A 12,537-nucleotide genomic window follows, 5' to 3' on the forward strand; every position below is an offset into this window, starting at 1 on the left:
ATGACTCGCATCCCCACCAAGCAAGAGGTCCTGGATTGGATCTCGGCGAAACCCACCCTGACCTCGAAGCGCGATATCGCCAAGGCCTTTGGCATCAAGGGCGCGGATCGGATCGATCTGAAACGCATCCTCAAAGAGCTTGAGGCCGAAGGGCATCTGGAAAAGCGCAAGCGCAGCTATCGCGACCCGGACCGTCTGCCTCCGGTCAGTGTGCTGCAGGTGAAGGCCCCAAATGAGGATGGCGACCTGTTCGCGCGGCCTCTGGAATGGCATGGCGAAGGGGTTGAACCGGTTGTTCTGCTGATCACCCGCGCCAGCGATCCCGCTTTGGGCGAAGGCGACCGAATTCTGGCCCGTCTGACCGTGGTGCAGGAAGAAGATCACAACTACGAAGCCCGCCTGATCCGCCGTATCGGGACCAACCCGCGCAAGATTGTGGGACTGTTCCGCAAAGGGGCCGAGGGCGGGCGGATCGTGCCCATCGACAAGGCCAGCCAGACCGAATGGCAAGTGCCCGAAGGCGCTGTGCATGGGGCCAAGGATGGTGAGCTGGTCGAGGCCGAACAGGCCGGACCGAAATCGCGCATGGGCCTGCCCCGCGCCCGCATTGTCGAGCGTCTGGGCGACCCTTCCGCACCCAAGGCCGTATCGCTGATTGCGATCCATCAACACGGCATCCCCGACGACTTCCCCGACAAGGTCATCGCCGAGGCCGACAAGGCCAAGCCCGTTGGCCTGAAAGGCCGCGAAGACTTGCGGGACATGCCGCTACTGACCATCGACCCCTCGGATGCGCGCGACCATGATGACGCCTGCTATGCCCATGCCGACGACGACCCCAAGAATCCCGGCGGTCATGTGATCTGGGTCGCAATTGCCGATGTAGCCGCCTATGTGCAGCCCGGCACCGCGCTAGACCGCGAGGCGCGCAAACGCGGCAACTCCAGCTATTTCCCGGATCGCGTCGTGCCGATGCTGCCGGATCGCCTGTCCGGTGATCTGTGTTCGCTGCACGAAGGTGTCCCGCGTGCCTGTATCGCCGTGCGGATGCAGATCGACGCCGAGGGCAACAAGGTCGGCCATCGCTTTGTGCGCGGCCTGATGCGCTCGGCTGCCTCGCTGCACTATGCCGAGGTGCAGGAGGCCATCGACGGAAACCCCAATGACCGCACCGGACCGCTTTTGGAGACGGTTCTCAAACCGCTATACGCCGCCTATTCCGCGCTGAAAACCGCGCGGGCAGTGCGGCAACCTCTGGAACTGGACCTGCCCGAACGCAAGATCATCCTCAGCGACTCGGGTGAGGTAACCAGCGTCGCCTTCCGCGACCGCTTGGACGCACATAAGCTGATCGAAGAGTTCATGATCCTCGCCAATGTCGCGGCAGCTGAAACGCTGATTGCGAAACGTCGCCCCTTGCTGTTCCGCGTCCACGAGGAACCCGCGCCTGAAAAGCTGGAAAGCCTGCGTGAAACGGCCCAAGCCGCGGGCCTGAACCTTGCCAAGGGGCAGGTTCTGCAAACCCGCCACCTGAACGCTCTGCTGAACGCAGCGGCGGGCACCGAGGATGCGGAACTGATCAACCTGACGACCCTGCGGTCGATGGCGCAGGCCTATTACAACCCCGAAAACTTCGGTCATTTCGGGCTTGCTCTGCGGAACTACGCGCATTTCACCTCGCCCATTCGACGCTATGCCGACCTGATCGTCCACCGCGCGCTGATCTCGGGCCATGGCTGGGGGGATGACGGTCTGACCGAGGATGAAATCATGCGGCTGGACGAAACCGCGACGCATATCTCGGACACCGAGCGGCGCTCGATGATGGCTGAGCGCGACACGACCGATCGCTACCTGGCGGCCTATCTCAGTGAGCGTGTGGGCAATGAGTTCACGGGCCGGATCAGCGGCATCGCACGGTTCGGGGCCTTTGTGAAGATGGACGAGACCGGCGCGGATGGGCTCGTGCCTGTCCGCTCACTAGGGCGTGAATTCTTTCATTTCGACCGCGAGGCAGGAACCCTGATGGGTTCGGATACCGGTCTGATCATAGCAATAGGCCAACGTGTCACCGTGCGCCTGACCGAGGCAACGCCGGTCACGGGCGGCTTGGAATTGGAACTGCTCTCCATCGACGATCAGGCCCTGCCCCGAGGACGCGGATCAAAAGGGCGCGCAACCAGACGCAAGGCGGTCAGCACCAAGCGCAAGAAGGACAAGATCAAGCGCAAGGTCGAACGGAAACGGCGTCAGCGTTAGCCGTTATCACCGGGTTGCAAAGACCCCTGCGAAAAGACGAGCAAGTCACGCATGCGGTCGCTCAGGTGGGGCGCGATCTGTTGCCGCGCCCGGGCGATCCGAGCGCTTTCCTCCAACTTGCGGGACAGGGCGTCGATATCCACGCCGTTTCGGCCCAGCCAATGCTGCAGCGCCTGCTGATCAAGCAGGCCGTGCTGTTGGCGAAACTCTGATACTGCACGCACAAGGTCTTCGCCCGGAACGGGTTGCCCAGAGTGCTGGTCCAGCGCAAGAGCCAACGCGTCGATCTCTGCGGCAAGGCGCAGCGCGTCGAACCCATCGCCGGAGGCGGTCTTGCATCGCACAAGAACCTCGGGGTCATTCAGCGGGTTATGAGACAGCACACCTGTCAGAAGGGTTTCGAACGCATCCGTATGCCGGAACTCGAACGCTGGCGCGACGGGTAGCGTGTCGTTCTGCCAGTCGTTCTCCACGCGCTCCAAACAGGCCTGTGCATCCCGGTTTTTCTGATCAATTCGACCCTCGGGAAGCCATGCCTTCAGGCGATCTGCGGCGGCGGGGTCCAAAGCTGCGCAATCTTCCAGGAGGCCGTCAAAGCTGCGAACAGGATAGAACTTGCGACGGGTTTCTGCGATAAGGGCGTCCGCCAACTGCCGCTCAACAACCTGCGCGGCGACGGCGGCATCCAGCGTCCAGCGGATGTTCACCAGTGGCTCGGAAAGATTGGCAAAACCAACCTCTTCGGGCGCATGGATCAAGGCGACCTCATCATCAGCCTCAAGCCGGAATTGGGCGAACGCGTCAAAGATCTCTCCGACCCCGATCATGCCAAAACTACCCAGCTCACAAGCGCGCAGGGCCCCGATCGAGGCGGCACCATAAACGGGGATGCCTTCGGATAGGGCCCACAGGATTTCCTTGTGGTAGACGGCAGGCAAGGCCTCGAAATAACCATCCAGCAGGATGATGGCACGCGGGCGGGCAAGTGCTGCCTTCAGCAGATCGCCCTGCGCCGCAGGCCCAAGGCGTCGGATCGGCAACCTGTCTTCCACATCACATGGGTGCGGTAGGGAAGGACCGGCAAAGAGGATGATATCACCTCGGCTCATGACACATGCCGCGCGCGCGCTCCGGGGCGGTATCCGGGGGCGTAGGATGTACCCTCAAGCCCCGGCGCAATGACCCGTATGACCGTTGCGGGCAGGTCGGGCACCGAAAGATCAACGGCAACCGGCACCTCAAGCCCGGCCCGTTCGAGCGCGACCAGCATGCAGTCAAGGCTATCACGAGGCGAGCGGACCTGATGCAACGGCACCTGATCAAACCGGTGTGGCGTGTCCGCCTCGACGATCTCGGCGCGCTGCGACCGGAGCGTTTCCGCATTGCGCCGCGCTTCATAATAGTCGCGCGTCCGATCATCCCGCGCACCCGAAATAAGGGTCAGCCGACTTTGCGCCGCTTCGGTCAGGGCACGAGACAAGGCGATGCCCCGCGCCGGGTGGCACCCTGCCCCCGAGGCCGCCTGCAAGCCACGTCGCGTGTCATCCTGACGGTCGATGATTGTTGCAAAGAATGCGGGAATTCCAAGGTCCGAGGTTACATCCCAGATCGCGCAAGCCACGCCTGCGGCGTCGAACCTGTCAAGAAGCGCTTGGCATGTCGGGTCTGTGACGGAGTGCAGATCGACCCGGCGGGACGCCATGATGCTTGGATTGCGCTTCCACATGGTCACAGCATCACGCTCAAGCGTTTCGGCCAGCGCCTGACAGGTCGCTTCATCAACGCTGCTGCCCGAGGCGAGGCCGGTCGACGACATCAGAAAACACCCCAATCCGGGCTGCAAGGGCAGTGCGTAATCCATATGGACCAACTCGTAAGGAACCCAGACGGCGTGCCCGTCTGAGAGCGCCTTGCCTTCGGCCCAGAGCACGGATTTGCCGCGCAAAATGGGGTGTTCTGAGATCCGGGGCAGACGCTCTAGATCAATCACTTTTTCGGTCTTCGCCAAGTCATCGGCACTTGCCAGACGCAGGGGCAAAACCGGAGTTTCTGCACAGCTGAGCTCGACCGCCTCCATCAAGGCCGAAACCTTTGCATCCGCGATGGTCGCGCCCTTGCCTTGTGTCACCGCCAGAGAGCGCGCATTCGGGCGATGCGCGGCGTATACGGGTATACCGATGCAATCCAGCCCGGTCAGATCGGCCAGCCGGGTGACGCCAAGGCGTTTCACATGGGGCAAGACGCGGTCCAGAACCCGTGCGGACGGAACCGCGTGGGCAGGCGCCCGGTCGCACTTCTCATGCCCCATGTCTGTCAGCGGAACTGACCCTAGCCGCGTGTGAATTTGTGCCTCTGTTTCAGCCCGTCGATATTGACCAGATAGCAGGTGCCTTCGGGTTCGAACTTGTCAGGCGGCAGGAAGTCTTTGGGCGGGATGGTGGCAAGGTTCACACCACATTCCAGAAGTTCTCGGACCAAGGCCCAGCCCTTGTCGTTCTGGTACTTTTTCGGATCAACACGATAGGCGTCATTGTCCCAGACTTCGCGCGGGATGCACAGAACGCTGCCATCATCGTTTGCAATAATCAGGTCGTGCCTAAAGTTCTCAATATCGCTTTCGGACATTATGTTTCCTCCAATCAACAAATGTGCGTTCACTACAACAAATCGAACACGATGCCGCAAGTTTTCCCTGTGACTGAGTCAATCTTGCGCCGATGGGTCACCTTACAGGAATCCTGAATGGCGGGCAGCGTCGATCAACGCGGCGATGCGTTGTTTGATCTGGGGCACGTCATCTGCGCCTGCCAGGGTCGCGATGTCTGCTACAACACCATGCAGTGTCTCGGGCAAGTTCTGCTGGCTGGTGTCCAACAAACGTGCGCACAGTCCGGGTACCTCGGACAGGTCTTTCTGTGTCTGGCATGACGCGATCAGCGGCAACAGCGCGGACCATTCAAACGGATACGCGATTGAGGTCTTTTCGAACTGAATCATCGCGTCGCGGGCCAGCTTGCACGCAGTGGTATCTGCGCCGCGCTGCCACGCCTCCCACGACAGGTTGGCGGTTGCCAATGCAATATACTCATACATCTCGAGTTCGCGAGCCAGCGCAATACTGTCATGAGACAGGCGTGTCGCCTCGGATGGGTTATGCATGCGCCGACAGACAAGGGACAGATAGGTCATGCAGCGCAACTCGATCTTACGATGACCGGATTGGCGCGCGGCCTCCAGGCCCGCGCTCATCGCTTGCTGGGCCTGCGGTAGACGGATGCAGTGCAGATTGACGAACCCAAGAATAAACCGGGCCGAGGCAACAATGGCCAAATTGCCGGTTTCGTCAGCGGCAGACACATAGTTCGATGCAATTGCAATCGTGTCCTCGGTCGGTGCATAGCGCGACATTCTGAGGTCGCGCAGCACCAATTGATCGAAATACTCGGCGCGTTGTTCAGCCGTCATGCTGCTCACATCCCGCGCCAACCCGGCCGCAAGTTGGGACATCGCCTCGCCGTCACCGCTCCAGTAATGAACGTTGAGCGTATTGAGCTGGATGTCGATCCACTCCCTCAGCAGTTCAGGGTCGTCCCGCCACGCGGTTTGGTCCAACGCAGCCTCGGCGGCGGCAAGTTCGGCCAGCGACCCCGCGCGATCCTGCTGCAAGGCATTGCCGGTCAGTCGGTGCAACCGAGCCGTTTTCCGGGGGTTGTCATGAACCAGCTCTCCGGCCTCGCGGTAGGCCGCAACAGCGCCGTCCAGGTCGTGAACCAAGGTCAGGACAGTGCCAAGCTGTTCCAGCAGATCGGCACGCTCTGGCAGGGTGCCGGGCTGCAGCCCGTCCGATAGACTGACCTGCTCCAGATGTGTCAAAGCGGATTTGAAATAGGCCGTGGCCTCGGTATTCGCATAGCGCGATCTTGCCTGTTCCGCCGCCTGCTGGAAGCAACGTGTTGCCTCTGCATGATTGCCGGACAAACCCCAATGGCTGCCCAGAACGTGGGCTGGCGTGGCTTTGCGGAACCGCGCGCCAAGAACAGCCGCAACGCGCGCATGCACCATTGCCCGCACAGATCGCAGCATGGTCTCATACGCGGCATCGCGCATTAGGGCGTGGCGGAAGGAATATGTGCGGGCCACATCCGCTGCAGGAACAATGATCTGCGCCGATACCAGCGTGTTCAGATGGGCCGACAGTGCCTGATCGGACTCGTCGATCACCGCAGACAACACGTCGAAGGAAAATTCCCGACCAATGGCCGCAGCCGTCTGCAATATCCGGCGGGATTCGGGATGGCGATCAAGACGCGCGACCAACAGTTCATTCAGCGTTGTCGGCACAGCTGTGGCGTCAATCAGGGGGCCGCCCCCCTCAGTGCGGTCAAAGACACCGGTTTCTATGAAAGACTTGGAAAGCTCTTCGGCAAAAAGCGGCACCCCGTCGGACCGATCCGCGATCAATTCCAGCACCGGCATCGGCACCGGTTTCAGATCGTAGACATGTGCCGCAATCTCGCCGATTTCCTCGTTGGACAGCCGATTCAGTTCAATACGGGTATTGACCTGCCATGCATCTTGAAAGGCGGGTCTGGCGGTTAGCAATATCATGACCTTCTCGTCGTTGAAGGTCTCAAGCAGGCGTCCCAAAAGCTCTTTTGTGGTCGGGTCGATCCAGTGCAGGTCTTCGAAGACAACAAGCACTTTCTTGTCGCGCACATACCATTCGAACAGGGCAATCAGCGCCTGAAACGTCATCTCTTTTCGGCCCAGCGCATCAAGCGGCAGCGTCGTGTCGCGCCCGTGTTCGCGAAACTGCATCAAGGCATCGGCCAACGAAGCAGTCTTGCTTGGGTCCAGGGTTGTGGCCGAAAAAATCTGTTCCAGCCGCTGCGCCGTGTCTCCAGTCGAGAGCTGCCCACCGCCCAAAACCATAAACCAGATTTGGTTCAGAATCGGATACAAGGCGTCATTGGTATGAAAGGGCGAGCATTGAAAGCGCAAAACGTCGCCCTCGGCCTCTAGCACATGCGATACGAACTCTTCCACCAGACGGGACTTGCCGATCCCCGGCTCACCGGAAATGAGCGTCGACTGCGGTACGCCCTGTTCGACCCGGGCCCACGCGGTGTCCAACTGGCCCATCTCAACCGTGCGGTTGATGATCGGCAGCTTGTCCTTGGACCGACGTTTGAAATCGGGGGCGGGGCTGTCCGTAGCACCTTCGACGCGCCAGATGCGCACCTCGCCTCGGAACCCTTTCAGTTTGTGATTTCCCAGATCGGTCAGATCAAATTTGCCTTCGACAATTTTCTTGGTTTCATCCGAAATCGCCAGAGTGCCCGGCTTTGCCATCAACTGAATTCGGGCAGCCAGGTTGGGCGCGCGCCCGACGGCCTGATCTTCTTCGATGTAGGAATTGCGGATCAGGTCTCCGACGACGACATTGCCTGTCGCGATGCCAATACGACAGTCCAGCTTTACCCCATGCGGCCGGCCCAGAAAATGCATCGAGTCGGCGATGCTCAGCCCCGATCTGATCGCCCGTTCGGCGTCATGATCATAAGCCTGCGGCCAGCCGAAATACGCCAGAACGCCATCGCCCAGATACTGCGCAACAAAGCCGCCATATTCCTCGACAATCTCGGTGACGGCGCTTTTGTAGCTGGTCAACAGGGTCGAAAGCTCTTCGGCATCCAGTTGTTCCGAAAGCTGGGTCGACCCGACAAGATCCGTGAACACTACCGACAGCTGTCGCCTCTCTTGCGGCGCGACCGAGTGGCTTCGATCCGCCTTTTCCGCAAAAGGACCATTTGCAAGGTCCGACGCCTGCCCGCTGCGCAGCAGGGCAATTGCATTCAACAATTGGCGGCGATGGCCAACCGATGCGATACCCATATCCCTGAGATCTTCTGCAGTGATCGTCGGCAGCAGGCTGCCATCCACGTCATGGTCATGAAACGCCGAGACGTAACGCTCCATTCCAAGCGCGCGCAGCCAATCGTCCAGATCAATTGCCATCGTGTTGTTTCACCGTCCACCCTGCCAAGGAGCATATATGAGGAAGTTGGAAGACAAGCCCCGACACCAACCGCCCGCCCAAAGCGCTGCAATCTGAAAGCGAGCGCAAAAAACAATTACCATCATGATACCGATTCCACTATCCTCGGAATTGTAACATTATCAAGGGGAAGAACGTAGTCGTGCCCAACTCAAGAAATTTACTTATCGTCGGAACCGGCAATGTCGCCAACGGGCTTGCACGCAGATTTTCTGCAACGGATCATGTGGTTCACATTGGCTCGCGGGATGCGGAACGGGGGGCTGAAGCGGCAGCCCGACATGGCGTCAAAGGCGGTCGAGCCACCGATCTGGTGCAACACGCCGAGGTTGTGTTTATCGCCGTACCTTTCACGGCGTTGGACGAAACGCTTGATGCCCTTGGATCGCTGGAAGGCAAGGTGGTGGTCGATTGCACCAACCCCCTGACCGATGACTATATGGCCCTGACACTGGGGCATTCCACGTCCGCCGGAGAGGTCTGCCAGGCAAAACTGCCGGGCGTCCCGGTCGTCAAGGCCTTCAACGCGATCTTCGCCGATGTCGTTGACTCGGATCCGACCTATGGCGGAATCCGCCCTCAGGTTTTCCTTGCCGGGGACGACGCAGGCTCAAAGGAAACAGTGGCCGAGCTGGTGCGTGCCATCAACTATGACCCGATCGATAGCGGAGCGATGATGAATGCAAGGTATCTTGAGCCTCTGGCCGAATTGATCATTCAGATGGCTTATGTACAGGGCGAAGGCACCCGGATCACGCCTGTCATCCTACGTTCAGACGCAGAGTGACCGCTTAGACGCAGAATTGACAGGAGAAACAGGCAGGCTCAGCCCCCTGCCTGTTTCAAGGATTTGTTCCAACAAACACACATCGCTGTACGTCTGGGCAATGGCTTCAATTCACAGTTTCTTAGCCTCCGACATGGTCGCCCGTTGGACCATGTCATCCACCAGACGGTTCTTCCCAGCTTCGAGGAACCATTTTGATCAGAACGAATACCGGCTTTCGGAAATACCCTCGCGGCGGCACAACGCGGCAATACTCTCTTCGCCCCGTAAGCCGCTAGGGTGAAGCGATCTACGCTACCTACTTGTGGGGGCATACCTTTGGAGGTTGGTCTTTCTCAGAGACCTCTCGACGTCGGAACAACCACTTCTAACTGAATGTTCAATGATAGAAGAGGAATTGATTTGGCGGGTATGTTGGCGGGTAGCTGGTAAAAACCGCCATTTTTTCCAATGAATTCAAAGGAAAGTGGCGGACCGAGGAGGATTCGAACCCCCGACCCCTTGATTCGTAGTCAAGTACTCTATCCAGCTGAGCTATCGGTCCGCGTTGGTGAGGCGGTGTTTAGACCCGGTGCGAATGACGTGCAAGTCGATTCTTCAAAAAAGCTTCAAAAAGTTAGATCACCGCGCGGGAGACTTATTTCAAAGGTTGTACCGGTGGGTCCGGTTTCTTTCAGCACGAGTTCTCCGCCATGTCCGCGCACCAGTTCCTGTGAAATCGCAAGCCCAAGGCCCGAGCCGCCCTTGCGCACGCCGCCCTGGAAGGGCGTGAACAGGTTCTCGCGGGCTTTGGGCGGCAGGCCGGGCCCGGTGTCGCGGATTTCGATGCACCAGCTTGCCTCTATGGCGCAGCCGGTGACAGTGACGCGTCCAGGTTTGCCCGAGGCAACCAGGGCCTGTCTGGCATTGCGCACAAGGTTCATAATCACGCGGAACAGCTGCTCTGGGTCGGCGCGCGCGACCAGATCTTTGGGCACTTCGTTTATGATTTCGACGCAGGCATCGGCAACGGCCAGTTGCTCGCTTGCGACAACATCTTCGGCGATGTCGCGAACGCGCACCATGGTCAGGGTCGGCGCCGGTTCTTCCGCGCGACCAAAGGCAAGAGTGCTTTCGCACAACGAAACCGCACGCGTGATCGAGTTGACCAGCTTGGGGGCCATACGGCGGACCAAAGGGTCATCGCTGGCCTCGATCCGGTCGGTGAATAGTTGCGCCGAGGTCAGAATATTGCGCAGGTCATGACTGACCTTGGCCACCGCACCACCCAACTGCGCCAGACGCTCGCGCTGTTTCAACGCCTGCGTCAGGTCGGTTTGCAACATCTTCAGGGCCTCTTCCGCCTCACGCAGTTCGGTGACCTTGGAGTTGGGAGTGATAATGCCGCGCGCATCCTCTGGCGCGCTGGCATAGCGCTGCATGTAGCCGACAACGCTTTTTATCGGACGTACCAGCACGACGCGCACCGCAAGGAAAAGGAAGAAGGCCGTGATGATCGAAATGACGAAGGACAGGCCCAGAATACGCAACCCGTAATCCACCATCGCCATACGCAAGGGCGTGCTGTCTATGGTAACCTCGATCAGCAAACCGGCGCCTTTGACCGGCTCACCGATCACGCGAATGACCTCATCCTCTGTGGTGAAAATCCGGTTCATCGCATCGCGGATCAAAATCCAAGGGCTCGCGTCGCGCAGATCATAGGTGTTGGTGATCTGTTCCGGGATGGGCGAAGACAGCATCAGCTGGCGCACCTCATCGCGTCGAAGAACAACGTTGTAGACACCCGCGTTTGCAAGCAGCTCGGCCTCAAGATCGTCGGCAAGCATGTCATCGGCCAGCAAGGCCAAAGAGGCGATCTGCGCCCGTTCCAACCGGTTCAGCAGGAAGTCTTCCCGGAAACGCGCGATGGACGGCACAAAGATCAAGACTTCGGCCAACATCACGAAGACCGTTGTCAGGATCAGAAATCGGCCGGACAGCGAGTTCAATTGGCGCTCCTTTTCCGGTCAGGGGATCCAGCGTTGCACGAATCTGACCACGCGTTTAACCGTTTGATTCTCAAACAGCCTTGGCGAGAAATAAGCCCCCGCTACACGTTTGTTAACCTCTCCGATCGTCGGATAGGGCGAAACCATCGCGGCGATCTGCCCCATCTTGAGGTTATTGGCCAACGCAAGAGACCACAAGTTGATCAATTCTCCGGCCTGATGGCCGACGATTGTCGCCCCCACGGGGCGGCCTTTCACGACCATGACCTTGATGAACCCTTTTGTCTTTCGCTCGGAAATGGCGCGGTCATTGTGATGGTAATCGAACCGGGCGACCTCCATCGCGTCGCCATGCTGTTCCAGGGCCTGTGCCTCGGTCAGGCCGACCTGAGCCAGTTCGGGGTCAGTATAAGTGGCCCAGGGGATATGTGCTGTCTTGGCCTTTGACGGCAGGCCAAACAGGGCCGACCGGATGATGATGCCCGCGTGATACCCCGCCACATGGGTGAATTGCAGACCACCCGCCACATCGCCGATGGCATAGACCTTGCGGTTCGTCGTGCGCAGAGCGTCATCCACCTTGATCCCGGTGCGCGTGCGGTCGATGCCGGCCGCCTCAAGGTTCAGGCGTTCGACATTGGCCTTGCGCCCGGCTGCCATCAGAAGGTGGGTACCGGCAAAAATGTCTCCGTTCTGGGTGACAACTTCGACCGCGCCCGCCGAGCCCCGGATTTGCGCGACCATGGCTTGTTCCTGAATGTCGACGCCTTCGGCGCGCAGGGTCTCCAGAACGAGGGCTGCAGCCTCGGGGTCGTCCTTGCCCAGCGCCTTTGCGCCTTCGATCACGGTCACCTTGCAACCCAGCCGGATATGGGCCTGCGCCATCTCCATCCCGATGGGGCCGCCGCCGATTATCAACAGGTGATCGGGCTTATCCTTCAGATCAAAGATGGTTTCATTCGTGTAGAACGGCACCGCATCCAACCCCGGGATCGGCGGCACAAGCGGCGATGATCCTGTCGCGATGACAACACGCCGCGCGGTGATCACGTTCTCACCGGCCTGAACCTGTGTCGGAGACAGGAAGGTACCAAATTCGCGGATCACCTTGACGCCGAAACCTTCGAACCGTTCCTGACTGTCCATCGGCTCGATCTGAGCGATGACACCGTGCACGTGATCCTTGGCGGCGGCATAGTCCACTTGCGGCACAACATCGGCCACGCCAAACGGCGCTGAATGGGCCTGCCCATAGGCCATCTTGCCACTGGCGATCAGGGCCTTGGAGGGGACACAGCCGAAATTCAGGCAATCCCCGCCCATTTTGTGGCCTTCCAGCAGGATCACCTCGGCCCCCATCTGCGCCGCCCCTGCCGCAACCGACAAACCGCCCGACCCGGCACCGATGACCAGGATATCTGTTTTCAGCTCTTTCATGGAAT

8 protein-coding genes, 1 tRNA gene and 1 pseudogene are annotated in these 12,537 nt (G+C 59.7%); 2 read left to right on the forward strand and 8 right to left on the reverse strand.

Annotated elements, in window-relative coordinates:
• Positions 1-2,259, forward strand: coding sequence for a ribonuclease R (rnr, locus tag AC2FD8_RS01000; protein ID WP_496853732.1), 2,259 nt, complete (start codon positions 1-3; stop codon positions 2,257-2,259).
• Here rnr and AC2FD8_RS01005 read toward each other — a convergent pair.
• The 4 genes from AC2FD8_RS01005 to AC2FD8_RS01020 all read right to left on the reverse strand — a co-directional run bounded on the left by AC2FD8_RS01005 (position 2,256) and on the right by AC2FD8_RS01020 (position 8,277).
• The gene (locus AC2FD8_RS01005) at positions 2,256-3,368 is read right to left on the reverse strand and encodes a TfuA-like protein (protein ID WP_496853731.1); all 1,113 of its coding nucleotides are present in this window, start codon (positions 3,366-3,368) and stop codon (positions 2,256-2,258) included. The genes rnr and AC2FD8_RS01005 overlap by 4 nt on opposite strands.
• Positions 3,365-4,567: a YcaO-like family protein gene (locus AC2FD8_RS01010; RefSeq protein ID WP_496853730.1), complete on the reverse strand. Its 1,203-nt coding sequence runs from the start codon at positions 4,565-4,567 to the stop codon at positions 3,365-3,367. The genes AC2FD8_RS01005 and AC2FD8_RS01010 overlap by 4 nt, the downstream gene beginning before the upstream one ends.
• 20 nt (positions 4,568-4,587) lie before the next feature.
• Positions 4,588-4,884, reverse strand: a complete 297-nt coding sequence (locus AC2FD8_RS01015; RefSeq protein WP_496853729.1) for a hypothetical protein — start codon at positions 4,882-4,884, stop codon at positions 4,588-4,590.
• A 102-nt stretch (positions 4,885-4,986) separates the two neighbouring features.
• Positions 4,987-8,277 carry an adenylate/guanylate cyclase domain-containing protein gene (locus AC2FD8_RS01020; protein ID WP_496853728.1) on the reverse strand — a complete coding sequence of 1,097 codons (3,291 nt, stop codon included), beginning with the start codon at positions 8,275-8,277 and terminating at the stop codon, positions 4,987-4,989.
• Between the two features lie 182 nt (positions 8,278-8,459).
• Between AC2FD8_RS01020 and AC2FD8_RS01025 the strand changes: the two genes are divergently transcribed.
• Positions 8,460-9,104: an NADPH-dependent F420 reductase gene (locus AC2FD8_RS01025; RefSeq protein WP_496853727.1), complete on the forward strand. Its 645-nt coding sequence runs from the start codon at positions 8,460-8,462 to the stop codon at positions 9,102-9,104.
• Positions 9,105-9,218: 114 nt separating this feature from the next.
• On the opposite strand, the pseudogene AC2FD8_RS01030 reads toward AC2FD8_RS01025, so the two are convergent.
• From AC2FD8_RS01030 to AC2FD8_RS01045, 4 genes and pseudogenes are all read right to left on the reverse strand, one after another.
• Positions 9,219-9,377 (reverse strand): annotated as a pseudogene (locus tag AC2FD8_RS01030) (IS3 family transposase); the annotation flags it as partial.
• A 194-nt stretch (positions 9,378-9,571) separates the two neighbouring features.
• A tRNA-Arg gene (locus AC2FD8_RS01035) sits at positions 9,572-9,648 on the reverse strand.
• 64 nt (positions 9,649-9,712) lie between these two features.
• On the reverse strand, positions 9,713-11,095 hold the full coding sequence (locus AC2FD8_RS01040) for a sensor histidine kinase (protein ID WP_496853726.1): 1,383 nt from the start codon (positions 11,093-11,095) through the stop codon (positions 9,713-9,715).
• Between the two features lie 18 nt (positions 11,096-11,113).
• Complete coding sequence (locus tag AC2FD8_RS01045) at positions 11,114-12,532, reverse strand: dihydrolipoyl dehydrogenase family protein (RefSeq protein ID WP_496853725.1); 1,419 nt, start codon at positions 12,530-12,532, stop codon at positions 11,114-11,116.
• Between the last annotated feature and the right edge of the window lie 5 nt (positions 12,533-12,537).

Source organism: Ruegeria sp. YTSC192, from assembly GCF_059609705.1.

Bases quoted from the DNA above. Each gene is read 5' to 3' on its own strand.
- rnr (WP_496853732.1), top strand. From the start codon at position 1: ATGACTCGCATCCCCACCAAGCAAGAGGTCCTGGATTGGATCTCGGCG.
- AC2FD8_RS01005 (WP_496853731.1), bottom strand. From the start codon at position 3,368: ATGAGCCGAGGTGATATCATCCTCTTTGCCGGTCCTTCCCTACCGCAC.
- AC2FD8_RS01010 (WP_496853730.1), bottom strand. From the start codon at position 4,567: ATGGGGCATGAGAAGTGCGACCGGGCGCCTGCCCACGCGGTTCCGTCC.
- AC2FD8_RS01015 (WP_496853729.1), bottom strand. From the start codon at position 4,884: ATGTCCGAAAGCGATATTGAGAACTTTAGGCACGACCTGATTATTGCA.
- AC2FD8_RS01020 (WP_496853728.1), bottom strand. From the start codon at position 8,277: ATGGCAATTGATCTGGACGATTGGCTGCGCGCGCTTGGAATGGAGCGT.
- AC2FD8_RS01045 (WP_496853725.1), bottom strand. From the start codon at position 12,532: ATGAAAGAGCTGAAAACAGATATCCTGGTCATCGGTGCCGGGTCGGGC.